We start from the raw sequence: 20,215 nt of genomic DNA, 5'->3' as shown, positions 1-20,215 counted from the left end.
AATCATTCGACCGTAGGAGGGCGCGAGTCGGGGGTGGAAGCCTCGATCTCAGGGCTGGGGAAGAGCCTTGAGCATCCACAGGGCGCTGATGTCGAAGTCACCGTCGAATCCACATGCGGCAACGCCCGAGTCCCACTCATCTCCCGCACCTACCGCCCGGTAGCCGCGGACAGGTGCCGCCCCGTTTCTCCTCCCATGAGAAAATGAGGGCATGCCGACTGTTTCCCTTGCCGAAATCTCGCCCACCATCGCTCTCGGACCGCTTGATGGTCGCTACCGCAAAGACACCGCTGACCTCGTCGATCACCTCTCCGAGGCGGCTCTCAACCGCAATCGCATCACGGTGGAGATCGAGTGGTTCATCCACCTCGCCCAGAACTCGGTGATCGAAGGCGTTCGCACCCTCACCCCTGACGAGGTCGTCGGACTGCGTGCCTTCGCCGCCGACTTCGACGCCGACACCATCGCCACGCTGGCCGCCCATGAAGCCGTCACCGTCCACGACGTCAAGGCCGTCGAATACACAATCAAAGAAGCCTTAGTGAAGATCGGCGCCGAGGATCTCGGCGAGCTCGTCCACTTCTGCTGCACGTCCGAAGACATCAACAACCTCTCCTGGGCGCTGGGGATCAAGGGTGCCACCGAACAGGTGTGGCTGCCGCGAGCGAAGGCCCTCATCGACGCTCTCGCCGAATCCGCCGCAGAGCTGGCCGAGGTTCCGATGCTCGCCCACACCCATGGCCAGCCGGCCACCCCGACGACGATGGGCAAGGAACTCGCGGTCTTCATCCACCGCCTGCGCCGCCAGTACGAACGCATCGCCGCCACCGAGTTCCTCGGCAAGATCAACGGCGCCACCGGGACCTATTCGGCTCACCTGGCTGCCGTGCCGGGTGCCGATTGGCCGCAGATCGCTCGCACTTTCGTCGAAGACCGCCTGGGGCTGAGCTTCAATTCTCTGACCACGCAGATCGAGTCCCACGACTGGAACGCCGAGCTGTTCGCCGATGTCGCTCGGTTCAACCGGATCGCCCACAATCTGGCCACTGATATGTGGACCTACATCTCGATGAACTACTTCAAGCAGATCCCCGTCGCCGGTGCGACCGGTTCGTCGACGATGCCGCACAAGGTCAATCCGATCCGGTTCGAGAACGCCGAAGCGAACCTCGAACTCTCCTGTGCGCTGCTCGATTCCCTCGGCTCGACGCTGGTCACCTCGCGGATGCAACGCGACCTCACCGACTCGACTTCGCAGCGCAATATCGGTGTCGCCTTCGGCCACTCGGTGCTCGCGCTCAACAACCTGGTCAAGGGCCTCGGTGCCCTCGCGATCAACGAGGATGCTCTGGCCGCCGACCTCGACGGCAACTGGGAGGTCCTCGGTGAAGCCGTCCAGTCGGTCATGCGTGCAGCCGGCCTGCAGGGCGTTCCGGGAATGGACAACCCGTACGAAACCCTCAAGGAGCTCACTCGCGGCAAGCGCATCAACCAGGCCGATCTGCAGACATTCGTCGACGGTCTCGGTCTGCCCGAAGAGCGCGCCGAGCTGCTCAAGGCGCTGACACCTGCCACCTACACCGGTGTCGCGGCCCAGCTCGCCGAAGCCGAGGTCTCGGACTGGAAGGCATTCAGCGAAGGCTGACCAGAAACACTGACGACGCATCGAGGCCGGACTCCGATTTCGGAGACCGGCCTCGATGCGCCATTCGCTGATCGGCCGACACCGCCCGGCCGCAGACCTCATTGGTCACAATCTCAGCCCTCGCCGGCCGCAGCTGCAGTCCTCGTCGGGTCGGCCTCGAGGATCAGATGTTGGGGATGTCGAAAGTCTTCGTGTACTCCGGGACCTTCTCGTCGGTTCCCATCACCTTGCCGGGTCCGCGTTCGTAGCGGATCGTGTAAGTGTCCTGCTTCTCATTCGGAACATAGGCGAGCCAGCCCGTATGTGTTCCGCCGTCACGGCGATTGATGTCTTCGAAGGGCTCGAATCCGGCGACCCTCATCTCTTCTTTGAGGCCGTCGGTCTGGTCGTACCGGAAGTCCGAACCGCCGTCCTCGGAGATCTTCAGGGCTCCGGACTGGATGAGACCACTGTATTTCTGTCCCGGGGTGATCTTGACTTCGAGGAGGACGACTTCTCCTCCGAGCTCGATCGTCGTAGCCTTCTTGGACGAGTCGAAGTTCCTCACTGCCGAGAGCACCTCGATCTTGTCCTGCATCTCCGGGTCTTCGAAGCTTTCACCGATGTTGACCTGGCCCTGGCTGCCTGACGACGCTCCCGAGCCCGAACCGGACGACCCGTCAGAAGACGAGGACGAGGAGTTCGGGGCCGACTGATCGGAACTCGAGTCCTGACCATTCTGGTCGCCCTGGCCCTGACCGTCCTGGTCGGCGTTCGACTGCTGTCCGTTCTGGTCGGCGCTCGACTGCTGACCGTTCTGGTCGCCCTGGTCCTGGTTGCTCTGGTCCTGTCCGTCGGCGTTCGCCTGTTCGCCGGCAGTCCCGTCTTGGTCCGGAATAGCCTGGCCGATGAGCGAGCAGCCCGAGAAGGCGAGGGTGCAGCTGAGCAGAGCCGCAGCGGTGAAGGTGGCACGCTTCATGCGTTTCATGATGACTCCTTGATCGATCTCTCACACCCGGATACAGGTCGCCCGAATGCGTGTTCTGAAACCAACCTATGAGCTCAGCACGGTCGAGATGTGCGCACCGTGTGGCAGAACGGCAACGTCTGTCACCGATCCGCCGCAGACTTCGGCCACGTCATCAAGCGGGCACGAGATGCTTGTCTGCGTCCACCTCGGCGAGGGTCTTCTTGCCCATGCTGCGAGCGAGGATGAGGGTCGGGACTCCGGCGACGACGATGACGACGGTGGCGTAGATCGCCGGCGCCAGCGTGATTCCCGTCGACGACATGAGTGCCGTGGCGATGAGCGGCGAAAGCCCGCCGAAGAGGACGGTGGCGAGGTTGTAGCCGATCGCCATGCCGGAGAAGCGGCTCGTACCGGTGAACTGCTCGGGCACCATGGCAGCGGCCACCGCGCTCCACCCGGCCGCCGGAATCGCGAGGAACGCCGACCCTGCGATCGCGATGCCGGCCGACTGGTTGGACAGCAGCACATAGGCGGGAATCGTCGTGAAGACGAAGACGACCATGAGGGCCGCCAGGGCGGGTTTGCGCCCGAACTTGTCCGAGGCGAGGCCGAAGAACGGGGTGACGATGATCGCGACGACGGCCGCCACGGTGCCCAGGGCCAGTGAACCGGAGTTCGGAACCTTCGCCACTTCCTCGATGTAGGTGGGCACGTAGGTGATGTTGAGGAAGTAGCTGACCGAGCCGATCGAGGAGATGAGGAAGGCGACGAGGATCGCCCGCGGCTGCTCGAGGATCGCAGTGATGAGCGGAGAGCGTTCGAGACCGACGTCTTTCTTCTCCTTCTCCGCCTGCTGCAGCCGCTTGAAGGTCTCGGTCTCCTCCATCATCGACCGCAGCGGAACCATGAGGATGGCGAGCACCGCGCCGAGGACGAACAGCAGCCGCCAGCCCCAGGAATCCATCGCCTCGGGGCTGAGCGTATTCGCCAGAAGCGCACCGGATCCCACCGCCAGAAGCGCGCCGACCTCACTGTTGGCCGCAGCCCAGCTCGCGGCCAGGCCACGGCGCCCCGGGCCCGCCGATTCCATGAGGAAGACCATGATTCCCGTGTATTCCGCGCCGACGGAGAACCCGGACAGACAGCGCAGGGCGACCATGAGGACGCCCGCCCAGATGCCGATCGTGTCGTAGTTCGGGATCACCGCGATGCCCAGCATGGAAATGGCCATGAGGACTGCGGAGATGATGAGCGTGGATCGCCTCCCGATCCGATCGCCGAGGTGGCCGAAGACCATCGCACCCAGGGGCCGGAAGAGGAATCCCGCCGCCCCTACACCGAGGGTGAGCAGCAGCGAATCCGTCTGATCGCCGAAGAACTCCTTGGTCAGGGTCGTGGCGACGTAGAAGAAGATCGAGAAGTCGTACCATTCGACGACGGTGCCGAAGGCCGCGACGAACATCGACCTGCGCCGACCTCTCTCCCGCTCTCGGCTGGCTGCCTGGGCGGGTGATGCGGGATGGTTCCGATCCGACGCGGTCATGGCCCGAGCGTACCAGCACGCTCGGACATGGAAAGCTGCCGAGGATTGCTGTGAGCTGATGCCGAGGGGCACGCGGGGAGGGTGGGGACGAACCCAGTGATGATGGCGCCGAATACCCCGGCGGCAACGACAGCGACCAGAGTGCCGACAGCGACCAGAATTATATTACCGACCGGTAGAATCCTGGCACCGTGGTGATTATCCTGAATGCTATGGACTCACTTCTCCAGCAGGACGTGCGCATTCCGGTGCAGAGCCGGTACGGTTCCAGCGAACTCGACGGACATCTCCTCCTCCCCGCGGTCGAACCACACGCGGTGCTGACGATCCACCCGGCCACCGCGACTCCCGAACGCTTCTACTTCGCCTTCGCCGAGGCGGCCGCCGCGAGGGGATTCGCCGTGCTCACCTACGGCTTCCGCGGTGTGGGCGATCGGGCGGCGGCGCGCACCCATCGGCACATCCGCATGCGCGACTGGATCTCCGAAGATGTGGCGGCCGCGGGCACCTGGGCCGAAGAGAGATTCCCCGATCTTGCGCATACAGCGTTGGGCCACAGCGTCGGCGGGCACGCCCTGCTCCTGGGATACGGCGGTGGCCGGCTGCGCGGAATCGTCACAATCGCCACAGCGATGGTGGCGGCCCGCGATATCGCACCCCGCAGCGAACGCTTCCGAGTGGAAGTCGGCCTCGGGGTCTTCGGCAGGGTGGTCACGCGGCTGTTGGGATATATGCCCGGCAGTCGAGTGGGGCTCGGCGAGGACATCCCCGCGGCCGCCCTCTATGAGTGGACGAACTGGCTGCGCCGTCCCCACTTCTTCTTCGATGATCCGAGCTTCGACGCCGAAGCTCGCGCCTCCCGGCTGCGCACACCTGTACTCTCCGTCGGCACTTCCGACGATCCCTGGGCGACAGAGGCGTTCATCGACGCTCTCACCGATCGCCTGCGGCTGGCCCCGGTGACCCGCCGCACCTTCACTCCTGCGGAGCTCGGCACCGAGCTCATCGACCATCATGGCCTCTTGCGCCGATCCATCGCGGAGGCGGCCTGGCCGGAGATCCTCGACTGGCTCGAAGCGAAAGCAGCCACCGACATCCGCTAGGGCCCGCTTCTCGACAGCAGACCCGCGTCTCCGCTGCCCGCCCGGCGCCCGGCGCTCAGCGACCAGTGACGCCGAACAGCGAATCGGTGAAGCGGTTGCCGAACATGGCCTCCGGGTCCAGACGAGACCGCAGGTCGCAGAAGTCCGCGAAACGGGGATAGAGCTCATTCAGCTCAGCGGCCGTGCGTGTGTGGATCTTGCCCCAGTGCGGTCGGCCGCCGTGCCGGCACAGGATCTCCTCGACGACGCGGAAGTACTCGGCGAAGTCCTCCTTGATGAAGCGGTGGACGGCGATGTACATCGTCTCCCGCCCCATTGCCGTAGACAGCGGCACACCATCGGCAGCGGCACAACGGACCTCGAGAGGGAAGGAGATCGCCCACCCCTTGGCCTCGATGACATCGCGGATCTCGCGAATCGCCTCGGGCCCGGAGTCGAAGGGCAGGGCGTATTCCATCTCGTTGAACCGCACTCGCCGTGGGGTGACGAACACGTCGTAACCCGGCGCCCGGTACGTCCGATCGGCCACGACGGACTGGGCGATGCGATTGATCGCGGGCACCACGGCCGGGACCTTCGCCCCGAGCTCGACCGCCAATCGCAGCGCCCCGTTCTCCACCACTTCTTTGTCGAGGAGGTTGAGCCACCGATTGCGCACTCCCGCTTCGGCTAGGTGGCCCGGCCCGGCCTGCCCCGGCTCCACCCGGGTGTTCGTCTTCGTCAGCGCCGAATCGGTGTGCGGAAACCAGTAGAACTCGAAATGATCGGCCCCGCGCATCCGGTCGGTCAGCCCGTCGAGGAGTTCGTCGAATCCAGCCACCTTCTCCTCGGCGATGAGATCGAACGCCGGCACACACTGGAGTTCGACCTCGGTGATGACACCGAGGACGCCGAGGCTGACCCGCGCCAGGTCGAAGACCTCCGGTTCGGCCTCTGCCGACAGTTCCCGAACCTCCCCGTCGGGTCCCATCAGGCTCAGCCCGGTGACGGTCCCGGCGAACCCCGTGAACCCGATTCCGGTGCCGTGCGTGCTCGTCGAGATCGCACCGGCCAAAGCCTGCGGGTTGACGTCGCCCTGATTCTCCAGGGCCAGGCCGAAGGGTTCGAGCAGTGCGGGCATGTCCCGCAGCCGGGTGCCGGCGGCAAAGCGCACCCGCCTGCGCACCTCGTCGACGGCGATGATCCCCGACAGACCGTCGAGGCTGACCATGACATCATCACCGGCGGCAACGGGAGTGAAGGAATGCCCGGCCCCGACGACCCGCAGCCGGTCCCCCGCCGCTGCGGCTGCCGTGACGATTCCCGATAGTTCCTCCGCCGAGGCGGGACCTGAGAATGTGTGCGGATGCGCATGGACGTGCCCGCCCCAGTTCCGAAACGCGCGCCTGCCCTTCGCTGCCCCGCGACCGCTCCGTTCGCTGCGTCCCGTCTGCACTTCTCTCACAGGACGACCCCCTCTCCTCGATAGGTGGTCCAGGAATCGCCGATGCGGTCCTGGGACACGATCTGGAATTCGTTGAAATGTTCAGCCAACTCACCGGCTTTGGCGTGCCTGAACCACACGAGGTCCCCGATGCGCAGCGAGTCCGTGCCGGGTCCGGTCAGCGGAGTCTGCACCTCTCCGGGACCTTCGAGACCGGAGTACTCGAGGCCCGGCGGCCATGCGATCGTCGGCAGACGGTCGGGACCGGGGACTCCGGAGGCGATGAATCCGCCCTTGAAGACCGTCACCCAACCGGGAGCGGGCCGGCGCACGACGGGAGACACGAAGTACGCGGCCGGCTTGTGCCGGAAATGCGTATAGCCGTCGAAGAGCCCTGGTGAGAAGAGTCCGGATCCGGCGGCGAGTTCGGTCAGAGTGCCTTCGACGGAACTGGATTCGAAGGAGCCGGTTCCGCCGCCGTTGACGAATTCGAGGTCGGCGATCTCACGGACTGCGGCGATGACGGCGGCCCGTCGTTCGGCGAGTTCGGCGATCGAGGCCTTCTGCATGGCTCGCACGATAGTCTGCCGCACCGAGCGTCCCGCGTCGGCGGTGCCGGCGATCTGCCCTTCGTAGAACATCATCCCGACGAGCTCGAAACCGGGCCGCGCCGCAACCTGCCTGGCGAGCGCGACTGCTGATCGGGCATCACGGATCGGTGAGCGCCTGGCCCCGATGTGGATTCGGTCGCCCAACCATTCTTCGGCCGGGCGGAATGAGGAGTCGACGTCGATGCACACCCGCACCGAGGCGGCTCCCGCCTCGGAGACGCCCCGACGGACCTGCTCGATGACGTCGAGATGCTCCACGGAATCGATCATCACGGTGACGTTCCCACACGCTCCCGCCTCGTCGAACATCCGGGTCAGGGAGGGCCGGTCGAGGCTGGGATAGCCGATGACGATATCGCGGATGCCGCGGTCGTGGAGGAACAGCGCCTCGGGGACGGAATAGGCGAGCACACCCGAATAGGCGGGATGGGCGAGCGCCCGGTCGATGGCGGCGGGTACGCGCAGAGATTTCGTGGCGAGGCGGATCGGGAGTCCGCGAGCGCGCTCGGCCAGGGCGTCGAGGTTCGCGTCGAAGGCGTCGAGATCGATGACGGCGGTGGGTGCACCGGTGCCCTTCAGTGCACTCCGGAGACCATTCGAAACCATATTCGGTAGTCTAGCCTGCGATGACCTGCGTCACATGGATAGGAAACCGATGACAACAGAGACCACCGCCGACACCTCCGAAACAGTCGCTGCCGGGACCGCATCCGTGCATGTCACCGCAGCACTGCGGGACTTCCTCGGCACCGATCCGTACGCCGATGCCTCCGGCTCGGGCGAGGTGATGCGCGGCGTCGAACCGTTCACCGGGAAGGAGGTCGTTCGGTTCGCCCGAAACACTCCTGCCGATATCGAAGCCGCCTACTCCACTGCCCGCATCGCCGGCAGCGCGTGGGCCGCCCAGTCGATTCAGCACCGGACGAAGGTGCTGAATCGTCTGCATTCCGCACTGGTTCGGAATGAGGACCTGCTGCTCGACATCATCCAGTACGAGACCGGCAAGGCTCGTATCCACGCCTATGACGAAATCCTCGATACCTTCAATGTGCTGCGCCACTACGGGGTGATGGCTGCCCGTTATCTGCGGCCCGAACGTCGGCGCGGCGCGATCCCCGTGCTCACCCGCACTGAGCTCACACGCACTCCGCTGGGCGTCATCGGGTTCATCACCCCGTGGAACTACCCGCTGACCTTGGGCGCAACCGACCTGTTCGCGGCCCTGACTGCCGGCAACGCCGTCGTCCACAAACCCGATTCGACGACGACGCTGACCTCGGTGTTCATGCGCCGGCTGGCGATCGCCGCCGGTCTGCCTCCCGAGGTATGGCAGCTCGTGCCCGGCCCGTCCTCCGAGGTCGGGCCCGCGCTCATGGCCGGTGCCGACGGAATTTCGTTCACCGGTTCGACGGCCGCGGGCCGGTCGATCGCCGCCGAGGCGGGACAGCGTCTGCTTCCGGCCGCGCTCGAGCTCGGGGGAAAGAATCCCCTCATCGTGGCCGCCGACGCGGATCTGGACAAGGCCGTCGAAGGCGCCGTGCGCGGGTCGTTCTCCTCCGCCGGTCAGCTGTGCATCTCGATCGAGCGCATCTACGTCCACGACGACCTGTATGAGGACTTCTGCGCGCGTTTCGCCGAGGCGGCCCGGGCCTGCCATCTCGGAGCCGAGTTCGAGTACGGACCGGACATGGGCACTCTGGCAGGGCCGAAGCAGCTCGAGACGATCACAAACCACGTCGAACAGGCACGCAGCGTCGGAGCCACGGTGCTGGCCGGCGGACACCCGCTGCCGGATCTCGGCCCCTACTTCTACGCGCCGACAGTGCTCACGGACGTTCCCGCTTCGGCGGAGCTGCATCGCGAGGAGACCTTCGGTCCCATCGTCTCCATCTATTCGGTGCCGTCTGATGCCGCTGCGATCGCTGCTGCCAATGACAGTGACTACGGACTCTCGGCTTCCGTGTACTCCAGGTCCCATGGGCGTGAGATCGCGCGACAGGTCGAAGCCGGCATGGTCAATGTCAACGAGGTCTACCCGGCCACCTGGGGATCCATCGACGCCCCGGCCGGCGGAGTCAAGGCTTCGGGCCTGGGCCACCGGCACGGGCCCGAGGGCCTCTATCAGTTCATGTACTCCCACACGATCGCCGAACAGCGCCTCCACCCGATCGCGCCGACCGGCCCGCTCGATCAGAAGACGTTCGCGAAGGCCATGACCGGGGCGCTGACAGCCATGCGCTCCCTGCGCATGAAGTAAGGGGCACGTCCAAGTCGAGGCGCGGCAACTGCAGGGAACTGCGGTTGCCGCTGCCCTCGGCTGGGCCGCCTGGGTGGCCCAGCCTCGGTGGGGGTCAGTTGACGTTGTCGAAGAATTCGTGCGCCACCGGCACGGCCGCCTCGGCGCCGAATCCGCCGTCTTCGACTAGGACGGCCACGGCCAGATCCCCCTGGAATCCGGCGAACCACGAATGGGTGCGTGGAGGGGTCTCGTCGCCGTATTCGGCCGTTCCGGTCTTGCCGTGGACGGGATCGCCGGGAACGTCTTTCAGGTCGGTGGCGGTCCCCTCGGTGACGACCTTGCGCATCATCTCTGAGATCTCCTTCGCCGCGTCTGTGTCGAGTGTCGGGGCGTCGCCGTCGCTGCCGTCGTCTGCGCCCTGGTCGCCGCCCTTCGCCTCATCGAGGGCATCACCGAGGATGAGCTGCGGGGTGACCGTCTCCCCCGCCTCCACCGAGGCTGCCATCGTCGCCACGGCCAGCGGGCTCGACTGCACCTTGCCCTGACCGATCATCTGCGCGGCGTGCGTGACTTCGTCATCGTCGGCGGGCACCGAGGCCATCTTCGCGCCGATGGCCGAGGCGTCGCCGAGCATACCGAGCTGGGCGGCGGCGTCGGCGACCTCATCGCCGGTGACCTTCTCGGCGGAGGAGACGAATGCGGTGTTGCAGGAGTGTGCGAAGTCGTCGGCGAAGCTGACGTTGCCGAGCACTTCGTCTTCGGCGTTCTTGAAGCTCTTGCCGCCGATATTCACGGTCTTCGGGCAGTCGATGTCATCGTCGGGCTTCACCCCGGAGTCGAGGAGGGCCAGCCCCGAGGCGATCTTGAATACCGAGCCGGGAGCGTATTGGCCGCTCAGTGCTCGGTCCCAGGCCGCTCCTTCCGGGTCGTGGTTGGCCACGGCGAGCACGTGACCGTCGCTGGGGCGGATCGCGACGACGGCGGCGGGTTTCTTCGCAGTCGCAGCCGCCTTGTCCGCGGCGGTCTGGATGTCGACGTCGAGGGTGGTCTCGAGGTCTTCGCCGTCCTTCGATTCGAATGCGTACAGGCTGGTCAGCTTCGTCTTTCCGCCCTTGTCATCGGTCGAATCGCCTTTGGCGAAGACTTCGACGCTGCCGGGTCCTGCGAGGCGGGAGTTGAAGGTCTTCTGCAGTCCTGTGCGGCCGACGACGTCACCGGCGATGACCTTGCCCTTGGACTTCTTGATGTCATCGGCGCTGGCGGGCCCGGCCGAACCGAGCGTGGCCTGAGCGAACCCGCGGGACCGGGTCAGGGTCTGGGTGTCCTCGGTGAAGAGGACTCCCGGCAGATCGTGGATGGCGCTCTTGACCTCTTTGTAGTCGTCTTCGCGCAGGGTCACGACGGGCACGAGCTGGTTGCCTTCGGCGCCATCGACGGACTTCTCGAGGTCATCGGCGTCGAGGCCGAGGGAGTCGACTCCGTCGTTGAGCCCCTTGACGAGTCTGCTGATGGTGTCGGGTTCCAGGCGGTTCGGATGGATGCCGATATCGATGACCTTCCCCTCTTCCATGAGCACTTCGTCATCGGCGCCGAGGATCTTCCCACGTCCACCCGGATTCGCGCGCAGTGCGAAGCTGCCGCCCTCGCCGAGCTTCGGGTGGATGGCCTTCTCCGAGAGGTCCGCCCACCAGAAGAGTCCGTTCTTCTCCAGGGGCAGCTGTGAACTGTATTCCCAGGACTCACCGTCGTTGTTCGCCCAGGTCCAGTCGAGTGTGGCCACGGTCCGACCGTCGGCCTCGGTGATGTCGTCGACGGTGACCGACCGCAGGTCGACTCTCTTGCGCAACGACTTAGTGACCCGGTCGAACAGGCCCTGGGCGAGGTCCTTCTCGTGCCAGATGTCCGAGCTCAGCTGCTCTTCGGCGAGGTCGTGGGCGGCTGCCTCGGCGGCGGATGATTTCGTCATCGGCAGCCGGAAGAGAGCGAAGACTCCGGCTCCGGCGAGCAGCACGAGGACGAGTGAGACGGCCAGCCAGACCCGGGATTTCTTAGACATGGAACCATCCTCTACCGAGGGTTCCGCAATGTCCATTGCCGTGCGGCGAGGGCAGAGCCCTCAGCACGGTCAGCCGGCGTCGGCGACGACGGTGTATTCGAGGACGGGGCGTCCGGCCGAACCGTACCGGGGACGACGTTCGAGCAACCCGGCGTCGGCCATGGATTCGAGGTAGCGACGAGCGGTGACTCGAGAGACTCCGAGCCCCTCGGCCAGCTCTGCGGCAGACTGTCCGGGATTCTCATTGAGCAGGCTCTTCACCTCGGCCTGGACCGCATCGGGAACGCCCTTCGCGGTGGCCGCCACGGTGTGGGTGCGCAGGGCTGAAATCGCCTTGTCGACCTCGGTCTGCGTGACCTCACCGTCGTTCGAGTCCCCGCCGAGGCGGTTGCGGAAGGACGAGTACGCCTCCAGTTTGGATTTGAAGACGGGGAAGGTGAAGGGCTTGATGATGTACTGGGCGACGCCGTAGGACAGAGCCTCCTGCACGATCTGCATGTCACGGGCAGCGGTGACGGCGATGATGTCGACGTCGACGCGCTGACCGCGGATGGCGCGGCAGACCTGGAGCCCGTGCCCGTCCGGAAGGTTCATATCGAGGAGGACGAGGTGGATGCCGGAGGGGTCGAGGCCGTAGATCTGACCCGTGAGAGCGGCCATCGCCTGGGTGGCGTTCTTCGCCACTCCCGCGATGTGATAGCCGTCGATGCGGTCGATGTACTTCGCGTGAGCACGGGCGGCGACCACCTCGTCCTCGACGACGAGCACACCGATGCTCGATTCAGGCGCAGTTGTTTCCGACATGCCGCCAGTCTATCTTCACCCGCTTGACAGCGCCCCGAATCGTGTTGCAGTCCCGTCACATCCCGGTCTGGTCGACCTGACCGGAACCGGCCTGAGCGGCGACGCCCCGGCCCTATCCGGCTTGCCCGGTGCCGGTCTGCCCGCCACCCGAATGACCCGGACCGCTCGGGTCCGGCAGCCACACCGTGAGCACGGCGCCCTTGAATCGATCGCCTTCCTCTCCGTGGCCCTGCACGTCGACGGCTCCGCCGAGGCGGCGGATCGCCTGCACGACCAGGGACAGTCCGACCCCGCGGGTGCCCGTCTGCTGGCGTCCCAGCCCCTGGTCGGTCTCGACGCCGTCGTGCTTCGTCGACCAGCCGCGTTCGAAGATCGCGTCGAGGTGCTCCTCATCGATGCCCGGACCGTCGTCGCTGACTTCGATCGTGAATCCGCCGGGACCACCGGAACCGGAGAGCTCGACGTGGACCCTCTTGTCGTCGGACAGAACATCCTGCCTGCTCAGAGCGTCGAAGGCATTGTCGACGAGATTGCCGAGGATCGTTGCGAGGTCGCGATCGTCTCCGCCGAGGTTGCCCGTGAGGTCTGCGGTGTCCACCGTCATCTCGATTCCCGCCTCGCCGGCTTGGGCGATCTTGGACAGCAGCAGTGCGGACAGGACGGGGTGGTCGAAGGTCATCGACCCGTCCCCGTTGACCCGGTTGAGATCGTCGATGTCCTTGGCCGCGAAGTCGATGGCCTCATCGACGTGCCCGGTCTCGAGCAGGGATACGACCATGTGCAGCCGGTTCGCATATTCGTGGGTCTGTGCGCGCAGGGAATCGGAGAAGGACCGCACTGAGACGAGCTCGCCGGAGAGTTCGGCCAGCTCCGTGTGATCGCGCATCGTCACGACCCAGGTATCGCTGGCCGCCTCGGTCGGCTGCTGGTTGACGACGAGGACGCGGTCGTCGGTGTAGTGGATCTCGTCGCGGGCCCACCGCCCGGAGGCGAGCAGATCGTGCAGCGCCTTGGGCAGGTCGCGTTCGCGCAGCGGCATCTCCTCCGCCGAGGTGGGGCCCGGGTCCTCATCATCACCGACGGAAGGCATGCCCAGCAGTTCCCTGGCCTCGGTGTTGATGAGCACGATCCCGCGAGCTCGGTCGACGAGCAGCAGACCTTCGGACACCGCCGTGAGCACGGAGGAGTAGAAGTCGAGCATGCTGCGCAGCTCGTCGGCACCGTAGTCACCCGTGACTCGGCGCAGGCCGCGCGATGTCACCCATGAGGATCCTATGCCGAGGATGAGGGTGAGCACGGCAATGCCGATGAGCCATTTGCCCTGCGCCAGGAAGCCTTCGCGGACCGAATCGGCGGAGCTGCCGACGATGACGGCGCCGACCACCGTGTCGGACCTCATCCCGTCGACGCCGACGTGTTCGGCGTAGACCGGGGTGAGGACGTACATGGTGCCGTCGGCCGGGCCGCCGTCGTTGATGAAGCGCACGATCGATCTGCCCTCCTGCAGGGCCTTCCCGTCGATGGCCTGGGCCAGTTGGTCGATCGAATCCTCGGGGATCTTCCCTGAATCCGCCGAGGCGGTCTTCTCCTCCAGCGCCTGCTGCCGTCCGGGCGAGCCCAGGGTGGGCGGAGTGAGCAGGAAGTCGATGGGCACGACCGCGGCGATGTCGAAGCCGTATTGGCTGATGACGTTGTTCAGAAGCGTTTGGACATCGTCGCGGGATTCGGAGTCGAGGTAGTCGTCGTGGCTGGCCTCACCGGTGCCGACGAGGCCGAGCGACATCGAGATGTTGTCTGCCGCCGACCGCAGCAGGTCCTGTTCGCGTTTCGTGTTCAGCTGGGAGAGCTGAAGATAGAGCAGACTCGTCGTGAGCACCATGATGCCCACGAGCATGATCGAGTTCGCGAACATGATCCGCCCGGCCGCGCTGAGGCGAACCCACCGACTCAGGCGACCCACCGGTCCGGCGGGTCCCTTCGACAGCACGGTGCGCTTCTTCTTCGGCATGGAAACCATTGTGCCACCCGGTCAAGGGCCGCCCGCCGGGTCAGTCTGCCGGGTCAGTCTGCCGGGTCAATCAGGCGGGTCAGGCGGTCAGCCTGCCGGATGCAGAGAGCCGGGTTCAGAGCGCCAGACTGATGGGTCCGGCGGGGACCGCGGAGCACACGAGCACTTCGTCGTCCTCGACACGGGCGGCCGGTTCGATCGGGTAGAGCACTGACCCGGAGGCCAGGGACACCGAGCAGGTTCCGCAGGATCCGCCTCGGCAGGAGCTCGGGGATCGGAATCCGCGCGCTTCCAAGGATTCGAGCAGAGTGCCTTCCTGTGGTTGCCAGACGAAGCTCGTCCCCGATTCCTCCAGGGTCACCTCGGCAGGCGAACATGCTGCGATGGCCTCGCTCATTCCCGTGTTCGGCGAGGCGAAGGTCTCCTGGTGGACGGCGGGAACGCCGGCCTCGTCCGCGGCGGCGAGCACGGCCGCCGTGAAGTCGCGGGGTCCGCAGACCATGACGTTGTCGCAGCCGGCCACCCAGTCGACGAGGTCGCGGTGGCCGGGTCGGCCCGCCGTCGCGGTGTCGCGATGGTGGGTCTCGACGGGCACGGCACCCGAGTGGGCACGGTCCTGCAGTCGGTTCCACAGGCATGCGGTGCGGTGGTCGCGGTCGACGTGGAAGAGTCGGATCCGGTCCGTGGCGGGCAGGTCGGCCAAACCGTCGCTGCGCAGCAGTCCGAGGCTCGGAGTGATGCCGATTCCCGCGGTGATCAGGGCTGTTGTGCCACCGAAGACGCGGGAGGCGGTCATGGTTCCGTGCGGACCGGAGGTGAGGATCCGCTGCCCTTCTTCCAGCGAGGCCACGGCGCGGGAGCCCTTGCCCTGGGTGCGCACGGCGATGCGGACGATGTCGTCGTCGACGTCGATGATCGTATAGGTCCGCCAGAACGGTGCGCCGAGGTCGAGGTGGACGCGTAGGTTCGTGCCCGGTTCGTCGAACTCGCGGATCCATCCGAGGTCGTCGCGCAGGGCCACCTCGACGATGTCGTTGCAGATCTGCCGGCGGCCGACGACGGTCATGAACCGCGGGGTGCGCGCGACCTTGACCAGTTCGCGTGGGGCCAGGCCTTCGACGGTGATCTCGTCGCCGACCGTGACATCGCCGGTCTCGAGGATCTGCCCGTAGATTCCGCAGTGCAGGTGCCCGCAGGCGGAGTTGAGCAGGCGAGGCACATTGACGTCGACTTCGGTGGTGGTCGGGTTGATGGTCGTTGCCGGGCAGCGTTCGATCGTCGAGCGGATCGCCAGGCGCACGCCGCCGAGGCGGATGACCGAACCGATGAGTGCGAATTCCTCGAATGGGGCGAGTCCATCGACGAGGATGTTGCCGCGGAATCGCAATGGGTCGAGCTCGGCGGCAGGTTCGGTCGAGTCACCCGCAGCGGCCGCAGGATCGGCCGAAGTTGCCGCATCGGCCTTGGGATCGGCCAGGGCACCTGCATCGGCCGGCGTCGGGCCGGTCTCCTCGGCGCTCAGACCGAGGGCCGCGCGTCCTTCGTCCGTATCGGCGATGGCGGCGACCGTCGCGGGGTTGATGAGCGAGATCCCCGAGCGCTGCGAGTCGAACATCCCCTGATCCGCGACGGCCAGGCAGCGCGGGAATGTACCCTGAGGGGGTATACGTTCAGAGAGGAAGCTCGCCGAGGCGGCTCTGCCCTCTTCATCGCCGGTGGAGAAGGTCGTCGACTCCCCTGTCGGAGCCGTGAGAGTCACGGTCGCGGAGCCGACATCGGCTGCACCGTCTTGGTCGGCCGCCTCGGGGATAGCGCCGGAGTCGTCGGACGCCTCTGCGAGGGAGACGCCCACCTGCCATTTCTGCAGGTCGGTGTCGTTCTTGAGCACGGTGAAGGCGGAGTACGAGTGCCAGGCGTCGGCGGGAACGTCGAGGCTGCCGTTCGTGAACGCCGCGATCCGGTCGCCGCGGATTCCGCGGCCCTTGACCACCCGAGCTTCGGTGAGCTCCTCGGCGGGGAATCCCTTGACCGGGAACCGGAACAGTCTGGCAGCACGCATGATTCGATTGTAGGAGCCGGAGAACACGGACGGGGCGGGGTGAGAGCAATCGCACAGCCGCCTCGGCGAGGCTTGATCTTGATTTATACCCTATGGGGGTATACGGTGTGACCATGACTGAGCAACATGGATACACCCCGCAGAAGGACGCTCTCGCGCGGAGGATGAAGCGGATCGAAGGTCAGGTCCGCGGCATCGGGAAGATGATCGATGACGACAAGTACTGCATCGACATCCTCACCCAGGTCTCCGCCGCGACAGCCGCGCTGCACGCGGTCTCCATCAACCTCCTCGAAGAGCACATCGCTCACTGCGTGGTCGACGCCGCCGGGTCCGGCGACGAAGAGGAAGCGCGGAAGAAGGTCGAGGAGGCATCAGCCGCCATCTCCCGACTCATCAAGAGCTGAGCCGGAAGGCCGCGTCCGCCCGATCGGGGTGCGACGACGCCTGAGACTCGAACGTCGGGAAAATCTCACAGCTGATAGGAGAACACAATGACGACCACCACCATCACCGTTTCGGGCATGACCTGCGGACACTGCGAAGCCGCCGTCAGAGAAGAGCTCGGCGCGCTCAGCGGCGTGACCGAGGTCGCGGTCGACCTCAACGCCGGGGGCGATTCCCCGGTCACGATCACGTCGTCGGCCGAACTCGACGACGCGGCGATCCGTGCCGCAGTCGATGAGGCCGGCTACGAGGTGAAGTGATGCCGCGCGAGCTCGAACTCGACATCACGGGCATGACCTGCGCGTCGTGTTCGGCTCGGATCGAGAAGAAGCTCACCCGGCTCGACGGGGTCACGGCGGAGGTCAACCTGCCGCTGGAGACCGCGCATGTGGTCATCGACTCCGAACTCAGCGACGACGACATCACCGCCGCCGTCGAGAAGGCCGGGTACGGCGCCACGGTGCGCAGCCCCGGCACCGGCGGCGATGGCCCGCAGATCGTCGACTACGATCCCCGCCATCTGCGGCCGCGCTTCATCGGCTCGCTCATCCTGGCGGTGCCGATCGTTGCGATCTCGATGGTCATGAGCTGGCACTTCACCGGCTGGCAGTGGATCGTCGCGACCCTCGCCCTGCCCGTCGTCACCTGGGGCGCATGGCCGTTCCACTCGGCGGCGTTCAAGGCCGCGCGCGGCGGGTCGACGACCATGGACACCCTGGTCAGCGTCGGCATCATCGTCGCAAGCCTGTACTCCTACTTCACCTTGGGCCGGGCCGTCGCTGATGGCTTCGGCTGGTCGGTGCCGGCCGAATACCACGTGTGGTTCGAAGCGGCCGCGGCGATCACGGTGTTCCTGCTCATCGGCAAACTCACCGAAGACCGGGCGAAGAACCGGGCGACGGCCGCGCTCAAGGCACTCCTCGACCTCGGCGCGAAGTCCGCGACCGTGCTGCGCGATGGTGGTGAAGTGCAGGTGCCGACCGACGAGCTGGTGGCAGGCGATGTCTTCCTCGTGCGTCCCGGCGAGAAGATCGCCACCGACGGCGAGGTGCTGACCGGTCATTCGGCCATCGACGAGGCGATGCTCACCGGTGAATCCGTTCCGGTCGAGGTCGCCCCAGGCGATTCCGTCACCGGAGCGACGATCAACACCTCCGGCGTGCTCGAGGTCCGTGCCACCCGAGTGGGTGCGGATACGACGCTGGCGGCCATGGCTGACCTCGTCAGTCGTGCACAGAACGGCAAACCCGCAGTGCAGCGACTGGCCGACCGGATCTCGGCGGTGTTCGTGCCGATCGTCTTCGGCATCGCCGTCGTCACCCTGCTCACCTGGGCCTTCGTCACCGGAGACTGGGCGGCGGGACTGCATGCCGCGCTCACCGTGCTCATCATCGCCTGCCCCTGTGCACTGGGGCTGGCCACGCCGACGGCCCTCGCCGTCTCGTCGGGGCGCGGCTCCCAGTTGGGCATCCTCGTCTCCGGGCCAGAGGCGCTGGAGTCGACGCGGTCGATCGATACGGTCGTCCTCGACAAGACCGGCACCCTGACCACCGGAGTGATGCGCCTGACCGGGACCGAGCTCTCACCCGCGGACTTCGATTTCCTGGCCCGATTGGAATCGCGCAGCGAACACCCGATCGCCCGTGCCATCGTCGCAGCCGCTCCCGAGATCAACGGGGCGGATTCGACCGGGGCCGCCTCGGCGAATCAGGTGGGTACCGCGGCCGGGTCACCGGTCACGGATTTCGAGAACATCGCCGGCGGCGGGCTGCGGGCCACGATCGATGGCGCCGAGGTGCTCGCCGGTCGCCCGGACCTGCTCCGGGAACGCGGAATCACGGTCGACTTCGAGGCCGATTCGGTGCCGCGCGGGGCCACGATCGTCGCGCTGGCGATCGACGGTCAGTTCCGTGGACTGAGCTTCGTCTCCGATGAGGCCAAGCCGACGGCTGCGGCAGCGATCGCCGAGCTGCATTCGCTGGGACTGAGCACCGTGCTGCTGACCGGGGACAATGCCCGGGCCGCCGAGGTGGTCGCCGAGGCGCTCGGGATCACCGAGGTCCGGGCGGATGTCCGCCCGGAAGGCAAGGTCTCCGTGGTCAGCGAACTGCAGGGTCAGGGACGGGCAGTGGCCATGGTGGGTGACGGGGTCAACGACGCCGCCGCTCTGGCCGGTGCGGATCTCGGCATCGCGATGGGTTCGGGCACGGATGCGGCGATGGCGGCATCGGACGTCACCATGGTCAAGTCCGACCCGCTGCAGATCCCGCAGGCGATCCGGCTCTCGCGCCGGACCTTGGGGCTCATCAAGGGCAACCTGTTCTGGGCTTTCGCCTACAACACTGCGGCGATCCCGATCGCGGCGTTCGGACTGCTCGACCCGATGATCGCCGGTGCTGCGATGGCGTTCTCGTCGGTGTTCGTCATCCTCAACAGCCTCCGGCTGCTCCGCTTCAAGTAAGCGGGGGCGCTGACGGCTGACCAGTTCGCAGCAGAAACCAACGAGCCGCACGTCTCGACCGGGAGCATCCCTCACTGATAGCGCCATAACCCCCTGCCGGAACAGGGAGCTATGGCGCTTTCGGTGTCTGGCGCCTCAGCAGCTGCAGGAAAAGAGAGCCACGCGAGGTTATGCCGCGAAAGGTGGAGTCAGCGCATGACTGGGTAGGACTGGTTCTGGTTCTGCGTGTCCTTGCGCATCACCCAGTTGAGGTAGCTCGTGAAGCCCGACACCAGCACAAATGCCGCTCCGGCATAGATGAATGCGTAGCCGAAGGCGCGGCCGTCCTGCCACGCTCGGGTGACGATGATCGCGAGAACGAGGGTGACGATTGCGCAGACGACGCCGACTTTGATCGCGTCCTTGTAGGACACCGTGCTCGTGGGCTTGCCGCCTGTGGACTTCTTCTTCGGGGTGTTCGTGGGCGCCATGCCCCTCACTCTACCGGTCGGACCTGAGAGCCGACCCATCCTGTGGCCGAGATCAAACCCCATACGGCCATGCCTGGAACCTCGGCACCACCGTCACCGAGCCGGCCCAGACCAACCGTTGGCCCCACCGTCACCGAGCCGGCCCCAACCGACCGTCACCCCGCCGCACGGAGGTTGCCACAAGATGCCTTGAAGCCGACGGGAAGCGCGATACCCGGCCGCTCCGGGGACGGCTCCGAGCCGCCTGAGCCGATGACCAGGTGGACTACGGACTCCGAACAGGCAAAAATGAGAGTGTGCCCGTCACCATCCGACGCGCCTCCGGGGAGGCGCTGTGCTCGTTTCACTCCAGCCAGGCCCCGCCTGGCCGTGAACCATGCGCAGACGCCGCGGTCCC

General features: G+C 66.2%; 16 protein-coding genes. 6 read left to right on the top strand and 10 right to left on the bottom strand.

What is annotated here, in order from left to right:
* Positions 1-48: 48 nt before the first annotated feature.
* Entirely contained in the window at positions 49-213 is a 165-nt protein-coding gene (locus tag BLU88_RS18070; protein WP_157688953.1) for a hypothetical protein, read from the bottom strand.
* On the opposite strand from BLU88_RS18070, the gene purB reads away from it, so the two are divergent.
* Positions 212-1,645: an adenylosuccinate lyase gene (gene purB, locus BLU88_RS03435; protein WP_092010017.1), complete on the top strand. Its 1,434-nt coding sequence runs from the start codon at positions 212-214 to the stop codon at positions 1,643-1,645. The two genes, BLU88_RS18070 and purB, sit on opposite strands and share 2 nt — an antisense overlap.
* Positions 1,646-1,808: 163 nt before the next feature.
* On the opposite strand, the gene BLU88_RS03430 is transcribed toward purB, so the two are convergent.
* Positions 1,809-2,612, bottom strand: coding sequence for a hypothetical protein (locus tag BLU88_RS03430; RefSeq protein ID WP_092010015.1), 804 nt, complete (start codon positions 2,610-2,612; stop codon positions 1,809-1,811).
* Between the two features lie 154 nt (positions 2,613-2,766).
* On the bottom strand, positions 2,767-4,137 hold the full coding sequence (locus BLU88_RS03425; protein ID WP_092010013.1) for an MFS transporter: 1,371 nt from the start codon (positions 4,135-4,137) through the stop codon (positions 2,767-2,769).
* A gap of 212 nt (positions 4,138-4,349) precedes the next feature.
* Here BLU88_RS03425 and BLU88_RS03420 point away from each other — a divergent pair, with 212 nt between their 5' ends.
* Positions 4,350-5,240, top strand: a complete 891-nt coding sequence (locus BLU88_RS03420) for an alpha/beta hydrolase family protein (RefSeq protein WP_092010011.1) — start codon at positions 4,350-4,352, stop codon at positions 5,238-5,240.
* Between the two features lie 55 nt (positions 5,241-5,295).
* Here BLU88_RS03420 and BLU88_RS03415 read toward each other — a convergent pair whose 3' ends face one another.
* The gene (locus tag BLU88_RS03415) at positions 5,296-6,684 is read right to left on the bottom strand and encodes a D-arabinono-1,4-lactone oxidase (protein WP_231939568.1); all 1,389 of its coding nucleotides are present in this window, start codon (positions 6,682-6,684) and stop codon (positions 5,296-5,298) included.
* Positions 6,681-7,880, bottom strand: coding sequence for an amino acid deaminase/aldolase (locus tag BLU88_RS03410; protein WP_092010009.1), 1,200 nt, complete (start codon positions 7,878-7,880; stop codon positions 6,681-6,683). Before BLU88_RS03410 ends, BLU88_RS03415 begins: the two co-directional genes overlap by 4 nt.
* Before the next feature lie 49 nt (positions 7,881-7,929).
* On the opposite strand from BLU88_RS03410, the gene BLU88_RS03405 reads away from it, so the two are divergent.
* On the top strand, positions 7,930-9,531 hold the full coding sequence (locus tag BLU88_RS03405; RefSeq protein ID WP_092010005.1) for a succinic semialdehyde dehydrogenase: 1,602 nt from the start codon (positions 7,930-7,932) through the stop codon (positions 9,529-9,531).
* 94 nt (positions 9,532-9,625) lie between these two features.
* On the opposite strand, the gene BLU88_RS03400 is transcribed toward BLU88_RS03405, so the two are convergent.
* The 4 genes from BLU88_RS03400 to BLU88_RS03385 form a co-directional block, all read right to left on the bottom strand.
* The gene (locus BLU88_RS03400; RefSeq protein WP_092010003.1) at positions 9,626-11,569 is read right to left on the bottom strand and encodes a penicillin-binding transpeptidase domain-containing protein; all 1,944 of its coding nucleotides are present in this window, start codon (positions 11,567-11,569) and stop codon (positions 9,626-9,628) included.
* 69 nt (positions 11,570-11,638) lie between these two features.
* A complete protein-coding gene (locus tag BLU88_RS03395; RefSeq protein WP_092010001.1) occupies positions 11,639-12,373 on the bottom strand; it encodes a response regulator in 735 nt (244 codons plus the stop codon).
* Between the two features lie 112 nt (positions 12,374-12,485).
* Positions 12,486-14,381, bottom strand: coding sequence for a sensor histidine kinase (locus tag BLU88_RS18895; RefSeq protein ID WP_092017123.1), 1,896 nt, complete (start codon positions 14,379-14,381; stop codon positions 12,486-12,488).
* A gap of 115 nt (positions 14,382-14,496) precedes the next feature.
* Positions 14,497-16,440: an MOSC domain-containing protein gene (locus tag BLU88_RS03385; protein WP_092009999.1), complete on the bottom strand. Its 1,944-nt coding sequence runs from the start codon at positions 16,438-16,440 to the stop codon at positions 14,497-14,499.
* 113 nt (positions 16,441-16,553) lie between these two features.
* On the opposite strand from BLU88_RS03385, the gene BLU88_RS03380 reads away from it, so the two are divergent.
* The 3 genes from BLU88_RS03380 to BLU88_RS03370 all read left to right on the top strand — a co-directional run bounded on the left by BLU88_RS03380 (position 16,554) and on the right by BLU88_RS03370 (position 19,348).
* Entirely contained in the window at positions 16,554-16,847 is a 294-nt protein-coding gene (locus BLU88_RS03380; RefSeq protein WP_092009997.1) for a metal-sensitive transcriptional regulator, read from the top strand.
* Positions 16,848-16,934: 87 nt separating this feature from the next.
* Positions 16,935-17,147: a heavy-metal-associated domain-containing protein gene (locus BLU88_RS03375; RefSeq protein WP_092009995.1), complete on the top strand. Its 213-nt coding sequence runs from the start codon at positions 16,935-16,937 to the stop codon at positions 17,145-17,147.
* On the top strand, positions 17,147-19,348 hold the full coding sequence (locus BLU88_RS03370) for a heavy metal translocating P-type ATPase (RefSeq protein ID WP_092009993.1): 2,202 nt from the start codon (positions 17,147-17,149) through the stop codon (positions 19,346-19,348). The genes BLU88_RS03375 and BLU88_RS03370 overlap by 1 nt, the downstream gene beginning before the upstream one ends.
* Positions 19,349-19,536: 188 nt before the next feature.
* Here the strand turns inward: BLU88_RS03370 and BLU88_RS03365 are convergent, their stop codons facing one another.
* Positions 19,537-19,818, bottom strand: a complete 282-nt coding sequence (locus tag BLU88_RS03365; RefSeq protein WP_092009991.1) for a hypothetical protein — start codon at positions 19,816-19,818, stop codon at positions 19,537-19,539.
* Positions 19,819-20,215: the final 397 nt, after the last annotated feature.

Source organism: Brevibacterium siliguriense (assembly GCF_900105315.1).
Lineage (GTDB): Bacteria > Actinomycetota > Actinomycetes > Actinomycetales > Brevibacteriaceae > Brevibacterium > Brevibacterium siliguriense.
The sequence above is the reverse complement of the archived record's forward strand: the minus strand, read 5'-3'. Positions and strand labels throughout refer to the sequence as shown.